Consider the following 15,321-nt stretch of genomic DNA (forward strand, 5'->3'; position numbering starts at 1 on the left):
CAGCCGGAGGAGCGGTCCCGGCCTGGCCGGAACCACCCGGGACGGTTTATTACTCAGCGGTAACTTACTGCTGCGTAAGTTATTCTGAAGCGATGAACAGCAACACCACGGATGCGTCCCGGACGCCGCAACCGGACGGCCGTGCAAGCGCCGGAACCGGCCCTGAGATGAACGCCGTGGACGGCGCCGCCGTCCGCCTGGCTGAGCTCCTGATGATCAAGCCCAGGTGGCGGGGCTGGATCCATACCGTGACCGCTCCGCTGGCCCTGGTGGCCGGTATTGTCCTGGTGGTGCTGGCCCCCACGGTGGACCGCAAGGTCTCGTCGGCCGTTTTTGCGGCCACCGGAGTAATGCTGTTCGGCATCAGTGCGGTCTACCACCGCGGCAACTGGTCCCCCACGGTAAAGATGGTCCTTAAGCGGCTGGACCACACCAACATTATGCTGGTGATCGCCGGGACCTACACGCCGCTGGCCTGGACCCTCCTGGAACGGCCCCAGGCCGTCCTGCTGCTCTGGGTCATCTGGTCCGGCGCCATACTGGGAGTGCTGTTCCGGCTGCTGTGGACGGACGCCCCCCGTTGGCTTTACGTTCCGATCTATATCGCCCTGGGCTGCGGATCCCTGTTTTATCTCCCGCAGTTTTTCCACGCCAGTGTTCCTGCAGCGGTCCTCATCTGCGTGGGCGGGGTGCTCTACATCACCGGGGCGGTCTTTTACGCGCTGAAGAAGCCCAACTTCAGCTACCACCACTTCGGCTTCCACGAACTGTTCCATGCCTTGACCGTGGTTGCCTTTGCCGCGCACTTCACGGCCATAGCCCTGGCAGTACTCAGCTAGCCCGCTAGCGGGGGCGGCTGCCGGGACCGGCGTCCGTGCCGCCGTCGCCCGGTTCCTGGAAGGAATCTCCGGAGGCGGAACCTGCCGCGGACCCCGCAGCGGATCCCGATCCGGCAGCCTCTGCCGCTTCGATGTCAGCGGCCGAAGCAGCCGCGATGCGCTCCTCCTCCACCTGGGCGCGGTAGCGGAGCCGCCGGATCCGCCGGACCATGTCCACGATCAGCAATGCGGTGGCCACCACAAAAAAGGCCGTCATGATGAAGCCCAGGAGTCCCGGTGTCACCTGGTCCTGCGTAATCCCCTCCCGCAACGAGGGCGTGGGCTGGGGCGCGGGCGTGGTGGCCAGGCTGAGGAGCAGACTTTGCACGGTGAATACCTTCTATGGAACGGGTGTCAGCAGGGAGCAGATCCAGCAACCCGCGGTCGGGTGCTTCTTCTACACGGCATAGAAATCGCCTGCCGGTTCTATCTTAGCCCGGCGAACAGGTCCTTCTCCGGCAGCTCGGAGGGCACCCGGGAACTGATCAGCGAGTAGTCTTCCCAAGGCCACGCCCGGCGCTGCATCTCCGGGGAAACAGCAAAGAAAAACCCCAGCGGGTCCACCTGCGTCCTGTGCGCCCTCAAGGCGTCATCACGCACTTCAAAGAAGTCGCCGCAGTCCACCTGGGTGGTGGTGGGATGTGGGGCCGGCGGCGGCGTATGGCCCTCGGCATCGGACTCCAGCCACGCCGCGAGCCGCTCCGCATACGGCGACTGAAGACCCGCCTCTTCCAGGGCGAAATGCAGTGCACGGAAGCGCTCGGGACTGAAGGCCCGGTCGTAGTACAGCTTGCTGGGCTCCCAGGGTTCGCCCGCCCCTGGGTAGCGCGCCGGATCCCCCGCGGCATCGAAGGCCTCGACCGCTACGCGGTGGGCCATGATGTGGTCCGGGTGGGGGTAGCCGCCGTTTTCGTCGTAGCTCAGAATGACATGCGGCTTGAAGGATCGGACCAGGCGCACCAATGGGGCGGCGGCGTGGTGGAGCGGCAGCGTGGCGAAGGACCCTGCCGGCAAAGGCGGCAGCGGATCGCCTTCAGGAAGGCCCGAATCCACGAAGCCCAGCCAGCGCTGCCTGATGCCCAGAATTTTGGCCGCCCGCTGCATTTCCAGCCGCCGGGCCCCCGCCATGTCCCGCTTGGGATGCGGTTCGCCTTCAACTGCCGGGTTCTGGATGTCCCCGCGTGATCCGTCGGTGCAGGTGGCCACCATGACGTCCACCCCGGATGCAGCGTACTTCGCCATCGTGGCGGCACCCTTACTGGACTCGTCATCCGGATGGGCATGGACGGCGAGCAGCCGGAGCGGCGCCTGTGTGTTGCTGGACGCTGTCATCGAAGGACTGCTCCTTTATTCTTCATATCGCGGCTTGTGGCTGCTGGATGTATCGCTGAACGGGCGGTTTCCCCCGGCCGGGCTGCCGGCCGGGAAGGCACCTGCGGATGGGCACTAAACTGGTCTGGTGACTTCCCCGGACCAGCAGGCCCCATCCGAGCCCGCGAACACTAGCCTAGCCAATCGTTATGGCGCCCAAAAGCGCAGGCTCTCCCCTGCCGCCAGGCGGGCCATCGGCGGTGCTGCGCTGGCCGCGGGCATTGGGTTCATGGCCTGGGTCTCCACCTCGAATTCCCTCACCACGGTGAGCTTCAAAGATATCGGCTACGCCACTACGGACGCCACGGTGGCCGAGGTGGATTTCCAGGTCACCAGGGAACCTGGCACGGCTGTCAAGTGCGCCATCAAGGCACTGGACGCGAAATTCGCGGTGGTTGGCTGGAAAGTCGTGGACATTCCGCCGTCGCAGCCAGAGGAGACGGCCGACGGCGGGCGGACAGTTTCGCAGCGCGTTACCGTCCGCACGGAGTCCCTGTCCGTGTCCGGCGTGGTGGACAGCTGTTGGATTCCGGGCAACTCCGGCCAGAAAATGTGATCCGCGCCGCTCCCGCGTTGGGTAAATCCACGGGATTGACTACAATGGAGCAATACCTTTACCCCGCTGAGCTGGTTACTGTTCCACAAGTGGCCACCGTGGCGGGGTCTTTTGCATGTAGGACCATTAGAGGAGAAGTCCGTGTCTACCACCAACAGCGCAGCTGCAGCCTGGCTCACCCAGGAAGCTTTTGACCGCCTGAAGGCAGAGCTGGACCACCTTTCCGGCCCTGGCCGCGCGGAAATCGTCCAGAAGATTGACCAGGCCCGGCAAGAGGGGGACCTGAAGGAAAACGGCGGCTACCACGCAGCCAAGGAGGAGCAGGGCAAGATCGAAGCCCGCATCCGCCAGCTGACGGTGCTGCTCCGTGACGCCCATGTGGGTGAGGCTCCGGCCGATGACGGAATCGTGGAGCCCGGCATGATCGTGGTTGCCCGGATCGCCGGCGACGAAGAAACCTTCCTGCTCGGCTCCCGCGAGATCGCCGGGGATTCCGATATCGACGTCTTCAGTGAGAAGTCACCGCTGGGCGCTGCCATCCTTGGCCACAAGGAAGGCGAGACGCTCGGATACACAGCGCCCAACGGCAAGGACATCAAGGTAGAGATCCTTTCCGCCAAGCCGTACGCCGGATAACGGTAAGAGCAACAAAAAACGCTGGCCGCCCCTCGGGGCGGCCAGCGTTTTGCTTTGTCAGCGGCCGGGCCGCGGTCAGAAGTCGTCGCCGGTCCCGGCATTCCGCGGGCGCAGGAGCAGCGCCGCCACCACTCCCCCGGCCGCACCTCCAAGATGGGCCTGCCAGGAGACGTAGCCGGAAAATAGGGGCAGCACGCCCAGCAGGATGCTGCCGTAGCCCATAAACAACACCACCGCCAGGAGGATCTGGCGCCAGCTGCGGTTGAAAAAACCGCGCACCAGCAGGAATGCGAACAGTCCGAAAACCAGGCCTGAGGAACCCACGGTGACGCCGCCGTTTCCGATGAGCCAAACTGTCAGTCCCGATCCGAGCCAGCTGAAGGCCAGCGCCGTCATAAAGACCCGCAGTCCGGACAGGAAGACCAGGAAGCCGAAAATGATCAGCGGAAAGCTGTTGGACAGCAAATGGTTCAGGTTGGCGTGCAGGAGCGGGAAGGTGAAGATGTCCAGCAGCCCGTCGGCGCTCCTGGGGCGCAGGCCGAACGTCCGGTTGAGCGAGCGCAGCATCAGTGCGTTGAACAGTTCGATGATAAAGAGGAGCGCCACAAAACTGCCCAGCACCAGCAGGCCGCCCTTGGCCCTGGCGGCAATGGTCCGCCGGTCCCCGAAACCCCTGTCCCCGAAACCCTTGTACCCTGTCAGTCCGGCCATCGGCTCCCCCTAGTGCACCACGATGGGCTGGAAACCCTCGGCCCGGAGCGCGCCCAGCACCTGCTCGCCGTGCTCATGGCCCTTGGTTTCCAGGTTTACGGTAATGGAGACGTCACCCATGCTGATTGACCCGCCCACGCGGGTGTGGTCCAGGCCGGTGACGTTGGCGTCGTTCTCGGCAATGATCCGGGCAATGGTGGCGAGCGAACCCGGGCGGTCGTCGAGCATCATGCGGACGGTCATGTAGCGCCCGGCGGCGGAGAGGCCGCGCTGGATGACCTTGAGCATCAGCATGGGGTCGATATTGCCGCCGGAAAGGACAACCGCTGTGGTTCCGGGATTTTCGATCTTGCCGTCCATCAGGGCGGCAACCCCCACGGCGCCGGCTGGCTCAACCACCATCTTGGCCCGCTCCAGCAGGAAGATCAGGGCGCGGGCCAGGGAGTCTTCGCTGACAGTCACCACATCGTCCACCAGCTCGCGGATGATGCTGAAGGGAAGCTGGCCGGGCCGGCCCACGGCGATGCCGTCGGCCATGGTGGATACCTTCTTCAAAGGCACCAGTGCATCTGCCGCGAGTGAGGGCGGGTAGGCCGCCGCGTTCTCCGCCTGTACGCCGATGATGCGGATGTCCCGGCCCAGTTCCTTGGCACGGGCTTTGATGGCGACGGCGACACCGGCCAGGAGCCCGCCGCCGCCAACGCCCATCAGGACGGTGTCCACGTTGGGCACCTGCTCCAGTATTTCCAGTCCCAGCGTTCCCTGGCCGGCGACGACGTCCACGTTGTCAAACGGATGGACAAAGACTGTCCCGGTCTCGTTGCTGTAGCGCTGGGCTTCGGCGAGCGCCTCATCCACATTGTGGCCGTGCAGGATGACCTCGGCGCCGTGGCTGCGGGTGGCGGCCAGCTTGGGGAGGGCCACTCCGAGCGGCATGTAGATGCGGGCTTTGATTCCCAGGCTCTTGGCCGCCACGGCGACGCCCTGGGCATGGTTGCCTGCGGAAGCGGCCACCACGCCGCGCTTCTTTTCTTCGGGCGACAGGCGTGCCATCCGGACGTAGGCGCCGCGGACCTTGAACGATCCCGCGCGCTGCAGGTTCTCGCACTTGAAGTAGACGTCTCCGCCCACAAGTTTTCCCAGGGCGCGTGATGATTCCACCGGAGTCCGCGCAATAATCCCGTCGAGCAGCTTCTGCGCCTCCAGGACATCGTCCAGCGTGACGGGAAGGGTTTCAAGGATGTTCACGGACTAATCTCCTCTGGATTTCGGCCCCGGCGCCGCGTCATTGGTATGGGCGTCAGGATGTTCTGCGTTTGTGCCGGCTGCCTCGCGGTTGCCGTCCTTGAGGGCGTCCGGCGGGTCAACATTTGCAATGGTGTTGTCCGGTCCGGCGCCGGCAAGCAGGGGGCCGCCCGGCGCTGCCAGCACCTGTTCATGTTCCCACGTTCTGGCGGCGATGTAGCGAATGGCCGAATTTGCGACGGCGAGGATGGGCACCGAGAACAGCGCTCCGGGGATCCCTGCCAGGTACGAGCCGGCCGCGACGGACAGGATCACCGCCACAGGGTGCAGGGATACGGCTTTGCCCATGACCAGCGGCTGCAGAATATGGCTTTCGAGCTGCTGGACGAGCAACACGATGGCGAGCATAATCAGGGCGTTCACCGGGCCGTTGGCCACGAGCGCCAGCAGGACCGCGATCACGCCGGTCACGAGGGCGCCCACCACGGGAATGAAGGAACCGATGAACACCAGCACACCCAGGGGAAGAGCCAGCGGCACACCGATGATGGCAGCACCAACGCCAATGCCCACGGCGTCCACCAGCGCGACGAACATCTGGATCCGGGCATAGCTGACCATCGATGACCAGCCCTTCCGGCCAGCCCCAAAGGTCGCGGCCCGGGCCTTCCTTGGCAGCAGCCGGACCAGGAACGCCCAGATGCGGTCGCCTTCGAGGAGGAAGAAAATCAGGATAAACAGCGCCAGGAGCATTCCCGCGGCGAAGTGGCCGGCGGTACTGCCAAAGGACAGGGCGCCGCTGAGGATGCTGCTGCTGTTGTTCTGCAGCGCGTCCGTGGCCTCCTTAACATACTGGTCAATCTGCGCGGCGGTGAGGTGGAGGGGGCCGGCCGAAAGCCAGTCCTGGATCTGCTTCACGCCTTCCAGCGCCTGGGACCAGAGCTCGCCGAATCCGATGAGCAACTGCCTGCCCACCAGTGCCAGCGCTCCGGCGATGAGTCCAATAAAACCGAGGACGGTCACGGCCACTGCGAGGCCGCCGGGCAGTCCCCGGCGCCGCAGCCAGGTTGTCACCGGACTGAGGAGGCCGGCGAGGAGAGCGGCCACCATCACCGGGATGATCAGGAAGCTGACTTGCCGCAGCAGCCAGACCAGCGCGCCGGCCACCAGGAGGATGAGGCCCACCCGCCAGGCCCAGGACGCGGCGATGCGGACGCCGTACGGAATGTCCTTGTCCAGTTCACGGTCTGTCAGGACCCGCAGCGGCGGATCTGCCTGGGCAGGTGTGGCGGCTGGTTGCCGTACTGGTTGTTGAGGGTCGGACGTAACGGGATCCTCGGCTGGCGTCATAGCCCTTATACTTCCGCAGCCGTGGCCTAATGGGAAACTGCTACCCCGCTGCGCCAGGACTGTAGTCAATTCCCCACGAGATGGTGAACGATTCCCCCGGCGGCAGCCAACGGAGGCCGTCCCCGGAGTTGAAGGCATTCGCCGGCCCGGTCATTGGTTCGACCGCCACAGCACGGTTCCGGCCGGGGTAGATGGTACTGACATAGACATGGACGTACTGGCAGGATTCGTCCTGCCAGAGGCTGACCTGCTGCCCGCCGGGTCCGGCAAGGGTGTGGCGCGCCCAGTCGCCGTCGAACTGCAGGTCCGTCAAAGCAACGTCCACGCTTAGTGGAGCAATGTGCCGTCCCGTCCGGAAGTCAGTGTCCCCCTGAACTGGAGCACTGCTGCGCGGGATGAGCCGCTCATCAGCGAGCAGTTGGGTGCCCGCTGAAACGGTCAGCACCAGGTCTTCAATCGGTACGTCACCAAGCCGCAGGTAGGGGTGGGCACCGACGACAAAGGGCGCCGGAGCCTTGGCGTCGTTGGCCAGCGTCTGGCGGACCACCAGCCCCAGGTCCTCCGCAAGCAGGTACTGCACGCGGTGCCGTGCCAGGAAGGGATAGCCGTGCTGGGGAAAGATGGTGGCTTCCAGCGTGACCGAATGTTCCGACTCGTCCACCAGCGCGTAGGAGGCGTTCCGGAGGAGGCCGTGGCTGGCGTTGTTGCGTGCCACTTCCGTTATGTCCAGCTGCTGCTTTTTGCCGTCCAGGAACCACTGCCCGTCTTCGACCCTGTTGGCCCAGGGAGCCAACGTAATGCCGCACCCGCCCGGCGGAATCTGGTCATCGCCGTAGGTCTCCGTCAGCTGCACGCCTCCCCTGCCGTAGAGGCGGAGTCCGGCCGCCAACTCAGTGACCACAGCAAAGGCATCTCCCCGCCGGAGCTCATACTGCCGGCCGGTAGCGTATGCCCGGTAGCCTGAAGCAATGCTGGTTTCAAGGGGTGAGTCGGAAGTCATGAGGATTACCGTACAGCCCAACGCCTGCCGCCGCACCAACCGTTCGTGTTACTTTTTGTTTGATTCTCTTCTCTTCTGAGCGAACTATGGCACAATACTGTTAAGTTGCTGCACCACCAAAGGACAGGGTTCATGACGGGAATCACCAGCACCAGGCTCTCCGACGGCCGGGAATTGATCTACTTCGACGACGCCCACGCCCCGAAGGCAAGGACGGCGGAGACCACAACGGACCACCGCGGCCTGCCGCCGCGCGGCGAGCCGGGAGAAGTCCGTTTTGACGCCCTGACGGACGAGTGGGTAGCCGTTGCTGCCCACCGCCAGAGCCGCACGCATCTTCCCCCGGCAGACCAGTGCCCCATCTGCCCCACTACTGCCAGCAACCCTTCAGAGATTCCGGCCGACGACTACGACGTGGTGGTGTTCGAGAACCGCTTCCCGTCCCTGGGCCCGGCCCTCGGAACCGTCCCGGCTGACCCCGCCTGGGGAACAAAGGGCCCGGCCTATGGACGCTGCGAGGTGGTGGCCTTCACGCCTGCCCACACCGGGTCCTTCAGCGGATTGAGTGAAGCCCGTTCCCGCACGGTCATCGAGGCATGGGCACAGCGCACCGAAGCCCTGAGCGCGCTTCCCGGGATCAAGCAGGTGTTTCCGTTTGAGAACCGCGGCGCGGACATCGGCGTGACCCTCCACCACCCGCATGGCCAGATCTATGCCTACCCGTACGTGACCCCGCGGGCGGGAGTCCTGGGTGCGGCGGCCCGCAAATTCTACGATGCGGCGGAGGGCCGGGAGACGCTCACTGGCTCGCTGCTGCGCTCCGAGCGCGAGGACGGCAGCCGGATGGTCATGGAGGGTGAGAACTTCAGCGCCTATGTCCCGTTCGCTGCCCGCTGGCCCCTCGAGATCCACCTGGTTCCCCACCGCCAGGTTCCGGACCTGGCGGCGCTGAGCGGGGAGGAGAAGGATGAACTGGCGCACGTCTACCTTGACCTGCTCAAACGCCTGGATGCCATCTACCCCACCCCCACGCCGTACATCTCAGCATGGCACCAGGCACCGATCGACTCGCTGCTGCGCCCCGCAAGCTACCTGCACCTCCAGCTGACCTCGCCCCGCCGGGCGGCGGACAAGCTCAAGTTCCTCGCCGGATCGGAGGCCGCCATGGGCGCCTTCATCAACGACACCACTCCGGAAAGTGTGGCGGAGCGGCTGCGCAACGTCACCGTTCCGGCATCCACCCCATCCCCAGCTGCCCTTCAGGCAGCCCTGCCTGAAGGAGCTACCGCGTGAGTGCCAGTCGTGATTCTTTGACCACCTCCGGACCGGCAGGCACCGAAGATCTCGCTGCCCGGTTCACCCGTGAATTCGGCAGCGTTCCCACCGGCGTCTGGCAGGCACCAGGACGCGTGAACCTGATCGGCGAGCACACCGACTACAACGAGGGGTTTGTGCTGCCCTTCGCCATTGACCGGACTGCCCGGGTTGCCGTAGGGACCCGGACCGATTCCACAGTGCGGCTGCTGTCCACCTACGGGGACCAGGGAATTGTGAGTATGTCGCTGGATTCCCTGCGTCCCGGTTCGGCCAAGGGCTGGACCAAGTACCCCTTGGGAGTGATGTGGGCACTGCGCCAGCGGGGCATCGACCTTCCCGGCATTGACCTGCTGCTTGACTCCAATGTTCCGCTCGGTGCAGGACTCTCCTCCTCCCATGCCATCGAGTGTGCGGTCATCTCGGCATTGAACGAACTGACCGGCGCCGGCCTGAAGGCAGAAGAGATGGTCCTGGCCACGCAGCAGGCCGAAAACGACTTTGTCGGAGCACCGACCGGGATCATGGACCAGTCAGCATCGTTGCGCGGGTCAAAAGGACACGCCGTGTTCCTGGATTGCCGGAACCAGGACGTCAATCTGGTTCCCTTCGAAACCGAACCGGCGGACCTGGTGATGCTGGTGATCGACACCAAGGTGTCGCACTCCCATGCCGACGGCGGTTATGCCTCCCGGCGCGCCTCCTGTGAGCTGGGCGCGGAGGTCCTCGGAGTCAAGGCCTTGCGGGACGTCCAGCTGGGCGACCTGGAAGAGGCCTCTGGACTCCTTGATGAAGTGACGTTCCGCCGCGTACGGCACGTGGTCACGGAAAACGACCGCGTCCTCCAGACCGTGGAGCTTTTGGCGGCCCAGGGTCCGGCGGCAATCGGTGCCCTGCTGGATGCCAGCCATGTATCGATGCGCGACGATTTCGAAATCTCCTGCCCCGAACTGGACCTGGCAGTGGAGTCCTCGCGCGCCAATGGCGCCATCGGCGCCCGCATGACCGGCGGTGGTTTCGGCGGCGCGGCCATCGCCCTTACCCCGGTCAGCTCGGAGCACAAGGTGCGTGACGCCGTCGTCAAGGCGTTTGCAGGCGCCGGTTTCACCGCACCGGACATCTTCACTGTGACGCCCGCTGCCGGCGCCATGCGCATTGCCTGAGTTACCGTCCAACAACTGAGGGCCCCACCTGGTGGTGGGGCCCTCAGTTGTTATTGGGCTGCTTCAAAAAGTACGACGGCGGCGGTCCGCTGAGCGGTTAGTCGTCCCCGCGCAGGATGGCCAGCAGGCGGATGATTTCCACGTACAGCCATACGAGGGTGACAGTGAGGCCGAAGGCGGCAGTCCAGGAGAAGCGCTGCGGGGCACCGCTGCGGACGCCCGCCTCGATGCTGGTGAAGTCCATGATCAGGGAGAAAGCGGCCAGGCCGATGGCCAGCAGGCCGATGAACACGCCCAGCGGGATGCCGAAGATTTCAACCTGGGTGCGAAGGCCGAACGGCTCCTGCGTCATTCCCGTCATCATCATGACCATGTTGACCAGGGCAAACACCGCGTAGCCGATGAGGGCGATCATAAAGAAGCGCATGGCCTTGGGCGTTGCCCGGACCTTGCCGCTCTTGAACAGCACCAGCGTTACGGCGAACACGGACAGGGTACCGATCACAGCCTGCAGGCCGACCCCGGGGAACTGCGCATCCAGGATCCGGGTCAGGCCGCCGAGGAACAGGCCTTCCAGTCCGGCGTATGCGAGGATGAGCGCCGGTGAGGGCTGCTTCTTGAAGGTGTTGACCAGAGCCAGCACGAAACCACCGAGGGCGCCAACAATCATCAGCAGCGACGCAAGGCCCATGCTGACGAACATGGTGACGGCAGCGCCGGCCACCACAACGCCAAGGCAAGCTGCGGTCTTGACGATGACGTCGTCGAACGTCATCCGGCCGGTGTCCGCCGGGCCAGCTGCAGGCTGGTTGTACATCTGCCGCAGTTGCTCGTCGGTCATGGGCTGCTGGCCGTAGCCTTGCTGGCCATAGGGAGCCTGGCCATACGGCTGCTGCCCGTAGCCCTGCTGGCCGAAGGGCTGGCCATACTGCTGGCCGTAAGGAGCCTGGCCGTAAGGAGCCTGCGGGACAGGCGGTGCCTGGGTGGCTCCACGGAAGCTTTTTCCGTTGAAGATCGGGTTGCCGCCAAGTGCCATTGCGGGATTCCTCCATGTGATGGTGTTTTGTATGCCTTATAGCTCACGCTACCAATTTCCACGTGGCGGCACCGCTAAAAGTTCCCGGGCCGCCACGTGTGCAACCGAACCGTAACCACAGCGGCAGACGCCTCTCCTACCCGACGCCGAGGTATGCCTCCTTCACGGAAGGATTTGCCAGAAGCTCCTTGCCCGTCCCGCTATGGGTTATCGCCCCTGTTTCCAGGACGAATGCACGGTGTGCCCCGGCGAGGGCCTGGTTGGCGTTCTGCTCCACCATCAGGACGGTGGTGCCCTGGTTGTTGATTTCCCTGATGATTTTGAAGATCTGGCGGATAAATTGCGGAGCCAGCCCCATGGAGGGTTCGTCCAGCAGCAACAGCTTCGGGCTGGACATCAAGGCCCTTCCGATGGCCAGCATCTGCTGCTCACCGCCGGACATGGTGCCGCCGAACTGCTTTTCCCGCTCCTTCAGCCGCGGAAACAGATCGAAGACACGATCCAGGTCCTTGGACACACCACTCCTGTCCTTCCGGCCGAATGTTCCCATGTCCAGGTTTTCCCGGACCGTCATGCCGGGAAAGATGCCGCGCCCTTCAGGGGCCTGGGAGATCCCGTGCACCACGCGGAGATGGGCCTTCATTTTCGTGATGTCCTCACCGGCGAACTTGATCTTCCCGCCGGTGCAGTTGAGCAGGCCGGAAATTGTCTTCATGGTTGTGGTTTTACCGGCACCGTTCGCTCCGATGAGTGCGACCACTTCGCCTTCATCGACGGTAAAGGACATGTCGCGGATCGCCTGGATCCGCCCGTAGTGGACCGAAACACCTTCGACTTCAAGCAAGGTCATCTTCAGGCTCTCCCAGGTAAGCCGCAATCACTCGCGGGTCTTCACGGATTTCGTGCGGCAATCCGTCAGCGATTTTCTTGCCGAATTCCAGGACGATGATCCTGTCCGTCACTCCCATAACGAGTTTCATGTCGTGTTCGATCAGGAGGACTGTATATCCCTCATCCCTGATGGTCCGGATGAGCGCCATCAGTTCTTCCTTTTCCGCCGGGTTGAACCCTGCTGCCGGTTCGTCCAGGCACAGCACCTTAGGATCGGTGGCCAGCGCCCTGGCGATTTCGAGCCTGCGCTGGTAGCCGTAAGGCAGGTGGCGGGACAGGAAGTGGGCGTGGTCAGCGATGCCCACGAAGTCAAGGAGTGCCATCCCGCGTTCGATGGCCGACTTTTCCTCCCTGATGTGGGTGGGCAGGCGCAGCAAGGCTCCACCGACACTGGTCTTGTGGCGGGCGTCGAGGCCCACAACCACGTTTTCCAGCGCTGTCATCTCGCCAAAAAGCCTGATGTTCTGAAAGGTGCGGGACAGGCCCAGCCGTGTAATCTTGTGTTGCTTGAGCCCGTTCAGGGCCTGTCCCTCAAGCAGCACCTTTCCACTGCTGGGCTTGTAGACGCCCGTCATTGCATTGAAGCAGGTGGTCTTGCCCGCCCCGTTCGGACCAATGAGTCCGAGGATCTCTCCTCGCTTGATGGTGAAGCTGATGTTGTCCAGTGCCACCAGGCCGCCAAACTTGATGGTCAGGTTTTGAACCTCAACGATGTTGTCCCCAACCTCCACTGCGATGTCGCGATCCGGGGCAACCTTCTCCGCCAGGTCCTGGTCGACTCCTGCCTCTGCCAGGGCCTCTATGTCCATCCCGGGGACTACAGGAACCGACGGGTCGGTGCCGGCATGTTCCGGAACTGCACTGGAACCGGTGGCTGCCTTTTCCACGCTCATGCTTCCGCACCTTTCTCGCTGCCCGCGGGTGTCCCGCTGCCGGAGGGCCCGGTGCGTCGCGTGGCCGGATCCTTACCGTCTTTTCCGGAAGCCTTGTTGAAGGCGGTACGACCGTAGGCGAGCAACCGCTGACGGGCCGGGAGCAACCCTTGGGACCGGAAGATCATGATGAGCACCAGTGCGATGCCGAAGATCAGGTACTTGTACTCTGCGATGGCCGTGAACCGCAGCGGGATATAGCTCACCAGTGCCCCGCCCAGGATGGCACCCACTTTGTTGCCCGCTCCGCCCAGCACAACGGCGGCAAGGAACAGGATGGAAGTGGTGACGTCAAATTTCTGGTTGTTAACGAACCCGACCTGGCCAGCAAACAACGCGCCGGAAAGGCCGCCCACGGCGGCGCCGATGGCGAATGCCCATACCTTGTACTTGAAGGTTGGCACGCCCATGATTTCAGCCGCATCCTCGTCCTCGCGGATCGCGATCCAGGCCCGTCCAACCCGGCTGCGCTCGAGGTTGCCCACCAAGAGCGTAATGACGATGATGATGGTCAATGTCAGCCAGTACCAGGGCACACCATTTGAATTCGAAAAGATCGGAGCCCCGTCCGCCGCTGTCCCCGGTGGATGACCCACGTTCTGGAAACCCACCTGGCCCTTCATCGCGGGGACGATGGTGGCAAGAATGCGCACAATTTCACCGAAGCCAAGGGTCACGATGGCAAGGTAGTCGCCGCGCAGCCGGAGCGTCGGCACGCCGAGCACCACTCCGAAAAACATCGTCACCGCCATGGCCACAGGAATGGTCCAGAGGTACGGGATGTGCAGGTACGGCGAGTCAGGGCTGGTGAGCATCGCCGCACAGTAGGAACCCACAGCAAAGAAGGCCACGTAACCCAGGTCCAGCAGGCCGGCGTATCCAACCACCACATTGAGTCCGACAGCCACCAGCGCGAACCGCGCCATGTCAAAACACGCCAGGGCAAAGTTGTTTCCGGGCTCTGTGGTGATAATGGGCGGATTCAAAACGGGCAGCATGTAAGCCAGCACCACAACGACGATGAGGAATGCCCACTGCTGCTGGCGGGAGAGCGCATTCCAGCGCTCGGAAAGCGCTCCGCGCTTGCCTCCGCGGCGGGCGCCGGGTGTAACGCTTGTTCCCGGGCTGGATGCGGCAGCCTCGCGGTCCACGGCAGCCTGCTTGGCGGCCGCCGTTTCAAGAGGGGTGGGCCCATCGGTCATGCTCATGCTTTGCTCCTTCCAAGGGAAGTACCCAGGATGCCCTGCGGTCGCAGCAGCAGCACCAGGACCAGCACCACAAAGGCCACCACATCGGTCCATTGCGAGTTGCCCAGCAGAATCTGGCCGTAGTTGCCGATAAGGCCCAGCAGCAGACCGCCGAGAAGTGCCCCCCGTACGTTACCGATCCCGCCCAGGACGGCGGCCGCAAAGGCCTTGATGCCGAGGATGAAACCGCCGCTGTACTGGACACCGGATGGAATTTTCATGACGTAAAACAATGCGGCGGCTCCCGCCAGCAGGCCTCCAATGATGAAGGTGGTAATAATGATCCGCTCTTTGTTCACACCCATCAACGTGGCGGTATCCGGGTCCTGTGCGACGGCGCGGATTCCACGGCCGGTGCGTGACTTGCTGATAAACCGCTCAATGCCCACCATCATGATGATGGCCGCGATGATGATGAGCAGCTGCTGCGAGTCCACGATCGTTCCGAAGATGTCGAAGATGGGAGTGGGCCGGAACATCGTCACTGCAAGCTCAGGGCTCGGTCCACGCCACAGGTAGATCAGGTACTGGATGGTGAAGGAAGCGCCGATGGCGGTGATCAGGAACACCAGTCGCGGAGCGTTGCGCTTCCGCAGCGGTTTATAGGCAATCCGTTCCAGCAGGAAGGCCGTCACCGCTGACGCGGCCATCGCCACCACCAGCGCCAGCAGGAGGTTGAGAACGATCGCCAGGAAGCCCAGTCGGGGAATGGAAGGGCCGAAGCCGAGGTTGCTGAGGGTGAAGAAAACGGCGTAACAGCCGACGATGAATACTTCCGAGTGGGCGAAATTGATCAGGTTCAAGACGCCGTACACCAGTGTGTAGCCCAGCGCGACGAGCGCGTAGATAGCTCCGAACGTCAAACCGTCAAACGTGGCACTCCAGAAGTTTTGCTGAAGAGACGGAATATCGAAAGTTATCCAGTCATTTTCGATGGGGGGTAAATGGACAAGCAGGGGAAGCATGGGAACATCCTGATCCAATAGCACGC

The 15,321-nt window shown here is 63.6% G+C and carries 16 protein-coding genes; 5 read left to right on the forward strand and 11 right to left on the reverse strand.

Annotated elements, in window-relative coordinates:
• Nucleotides 1–167: 167 nt before the first annotated feature.
• On the forward strand, nt 168–839 hold the full coding sequence (locus tag QF038_RS14350; RefSeq protein WP_373461647.1) for a hemolysin III family protein: 672 nt from the start codon (nt 168–170) through the stop codon (nt 837–839).
• A 4-nt stretch (nt 840–843) separates the two neighbouring features.
• Here the strand turns inward: QF038_RS14350 and QF038_RS14355 are convergent, their stop codons facing one another.
• Together QF038_RS14355 and mca are read right to left on the reverse strand one after the other, a co-directional pair.
• Nucleotides 844–1,206, reverse strand: a complete 363-nt coding sequence (locus QF038_RS14355; RefSeq protein ID WP_307610737.1) for a hypothetical protein — start codon at nt 1,204–1,206, stop codon at nt 844–846.
• Between the two features lie 98 nt (nt 1,207–1,304).
• Nucleotides 1,305–2,210 (reverse strand): mycothiol conjugate amidase Mca, encoded by a 906-nt coding sequence (gene mca, locus QF038_RS14360; RefSeq protein ID WP_307610738.1) that lies wholly within the window; start codon nt 2,208–2,210, stop codon nt 1,305–1,307.
• A gap of 127 nt (nt 2,211–2,337) precedes the next feature.
• On the opposite strand from mca, the gene QF038_RS14365 reads away from it, so the two are divergent.
• A complete protein-coding gene (locus QF038_RS14365; RefSeq protein ID WP_307610739.1) occupies nt 2,338–2,805 on the forward strand; it encodes a DUF4307 domain-containing protein in 468 nt (155 codons plus the stop codon).
• A 141-nt stretch (nt 2,806–2,946) separates the two neighbouring features.
• A complete protein-coding gene (gene greA / locus QF038_RS14370) occupies nt 2,947–3,441 on the forward strand; it encodes a transcription elongation factor GreA (protein ID WP_307610740.1) in 495 nt (164 codons plus the stop codon).
• Nucleotides 3,442–3,516: 75 nt separating this feature from the next.
• On the opposite strand, the gene QF038_RS14375 is transcribed toward greA, so the two are convergent.
• Genes QF038_RS14375 through QF038_RS14390 form a run of 4 tightly spaced genes read right to left on the reverse strand, consistent with a single transcriptional unit; the run spans nt 3,517 to nt 7,747 of the window.
• Nucleotides 3,517–4,152 (reverse strand): rhomboid family intramembrane serine protease, encoded by a 636-nt coding sequence (locus QF038_RS14375; protein WP_307610741.1) that lies wholly within the window; start codon nt 4,150–4,152, stop codon nt 3,517–3,519.
• Between the two features lie 9 nt (nt 4,153–4,161).
• Nucleotides 4,162–5,400, reverse strand: coding sequence for a threonine ammonia-lyase (gene ilvA, locus QF038_RS14380; RefSeq protein WP_307610742.1), 1,239 nt, complete (start codon nt 5,398–5,400; stop codon nt 4,162–4,164).
• A 3-nt stretch (nt 5,401–5,403) separates the two neighbouring features.
• Nucleotides 5,404–6,747, reverse strand: coding sequence for an AI-2E family transporter (locus tag QF038_RS14385; RefSeq protein ID WP_307610743.1), 1,344 nt, complete (start codon nt 6,745–6,747; stop codon nt 5,404–5,406).
• A 40-nt stretch (nt 6,748–6,787) separates the two neighbouring features.
• Nucleotides 6,788–7,747, reverse strand: coding sequence for an aldose 1-epimerase family protein (locus QF038_RS14390; protein ID WP_307610744.1), 960 nt, complete (start codon nt 7,745–7,747; stop codon nt 6,788–6,790).
• A gap of 132 nt (nt 7,748–7,879) precedes the next feature.
• Between QF038_RS14390 and galT the strand changes: the two genes are divergently transcribed.
• Both galT and galK read left to right on the forward strand, forming a co-directional pair.
• Nucleotides 7,880–9,040, forward strand: coding sequence for a galactose-1-phosphate uridylyltransferase (gene galT / locus QF038_RS14395; RefSeq protein ID WP_307610745.1), 1,161 nt, complete (start codon nt 7,880–7,882; stop codon nt 9,038–9,040).
• The gene (gene galK, locus QF038_RS14400; RefSeq protein WP_307610746.1) at nt 9,037–10,224 is read left to right on the forward strand and encodes a galactokinase; all 1,188 of its coding nucleotides are present in this window, start codon (nt 9,037–9,039) and stop codon (nt 10,222–10,224) included. The genes galT and galK overlap by 4 nt, the downstream gene beginning before the upstream one ends.
• 97 nt (nt 10,225–10,321) lie before the next feature.
• Here the strand turns inward: galK and QF038_RS14405 are convergent, their stop codons facing one another.
• The 5 genes from QF038_RS14405 to QF038_RS14425 form a co-directional block, all read right to left on the reverse strand.
• Nucleotides 10,322–11,260, reverse strand: coding sequence for a Bax inhibitor-1/YccA family protein (locus QF038_RS14405; RefSeq protein ID WP_307610747.1), 939 nt, complete (start codon nt 11,258–11,260; stop codon nt 10,322–10,324).
• A gap of 136 nt (nt 11,261–11,396) precedes the next feature.
• Nucleotides 11,397–12,104 (reverse strand): ABC transporter ATP-binding protein, encoded by a 708-nt coding sequence (locus QF038_RS14410; protein ID WP_373461648.1) that lies wholly within the window; start codon nt 12,102–12,104, stop codon nt 11,397–11,399.
• Nucleotides 12,097–13,044: an ABC transporter ATP-binding protein gene (locus tag QF038_RS14415; RefSeq protein ID WP_307610749.1), complete on the reverse strand. Its 948-nt coding sequence runs from the start codon at nt 13,042–13,044 to the stop codon at nt 12,097–12,099. Before QF038_RS14415 ends, QF038_RS14410 begins: the two co-directional genes overlap by 8 nt.
• Nucleotides 13,041–14,291, reverse strand: a complete 1,251-nt coding sequence (locus tag QF038_RS14420; protein WP_307610750.1) for a branched-chain amino acid ABC transporter permease — start codon at nt 14,289–14,291, stop codon at nt 13,041–13,043. The genes QF038_RS14415 and QF038_RS14420 overlap by 4 nt, the downstream gene beginning before the upstream one ends.
• A complete protein-coding gene (locus QF038_RS14425) occupies nt 14,288–15,295 on the reverse strand; it encodes a branched-chain amino acid ABC transporter permease (protein WP_307610751.1) in 1,008 nt (335 codons plus the stop codon). Before QF038_RS14425 ends, QF038_RS14420 begins: the two co-directional genes overlap by 4 nt.
• Nucleotides 15,296–15,321 lie beyond the last annotated feature (26 nt).

Origin of the sequence: Pseudarthrobacter sp. W1I19 (genome assembly GCF_030817835.1) — a bacterium.
Lineage (GTDB): Bacteria > Actinomycetota > Actinomycetes > Actinomycetales > Micrococcaceae > Arthrobacter.

Excerpts from the sequence above, each read along its gene's own strand:
- QF038_RS14390 (WP_307610744.1), bottom strand. The coding sequence starts at position 7,747 with ATGACTTCCGACTCACCCCTTGAAACCAGCATTGCTTCAGGCTACCGG.
- galT (WP_307610745.1), top strand. The coding sequence starts at position 7,880 with ATGACGGGAATCACCAGCACCAGGCTCTCCGACGGCCGGGAATTGATC.
- QF038_RS14350 (WP_373461647.1), top strand. The coding sequence starts at position 168 with ATGAACGCCGTGGACGGCGCCGCCGTCCGCCTGGCTGAGCTCCTGATG.
- QF038_RS14415 (WP_307610749.1), bottom strand. The coding sequence starts at position 13,044 with ATGAGCGTGGAAAAGGCAGCCACCGGTTCCAGTGCAGTTCCGGAACAT.
- mca (WP_307610738.1), bottom strand. The coding sequence starts at position 2,210 with ATGACAGCGTCCAGCAACACACAGGCGCCGCTCCGGCTGCTCGCCGTC.
- QF038_RS14425 (WP_307610751.1), bottom strand. The coding sequence starts at position 15,295 with ATGCTTCCCCTGCTTGTCCATTTACCCCCCATCGAAAATGACTGGATA.
- QF038_RS14385 (WP_307610743.1), bottom strand. The coding sequence starts at position 6,747 with ATGACGCCAGCCGAGGATCCCGTTACGTCCGACCCTCAACAACCAGTA.
- QF038_RS14420 (WP_307610750.1), bottom strand. The coding sequence starts at position 14,291 with ATGAGCATGACCGATGGGCCCACCCCTCTTGAAACGGCGGCCGCCAAG.
- QF038_RS14375 (WP_307610741.1), bottom strand. The coding sequence starts at position 4,152 with ATGGCCGGACTGACAGGGTACAAGGGTTTCGGGGACAGGGGTTTCGGG.
- QF038_RS14405 (WP_307610747.1), bottom strand. The coding sequence starts at position 11,260 with ATGGCACTTGGCGGCAACCCGATCTTCAACGGAAAAAGCTTCCGTGGA.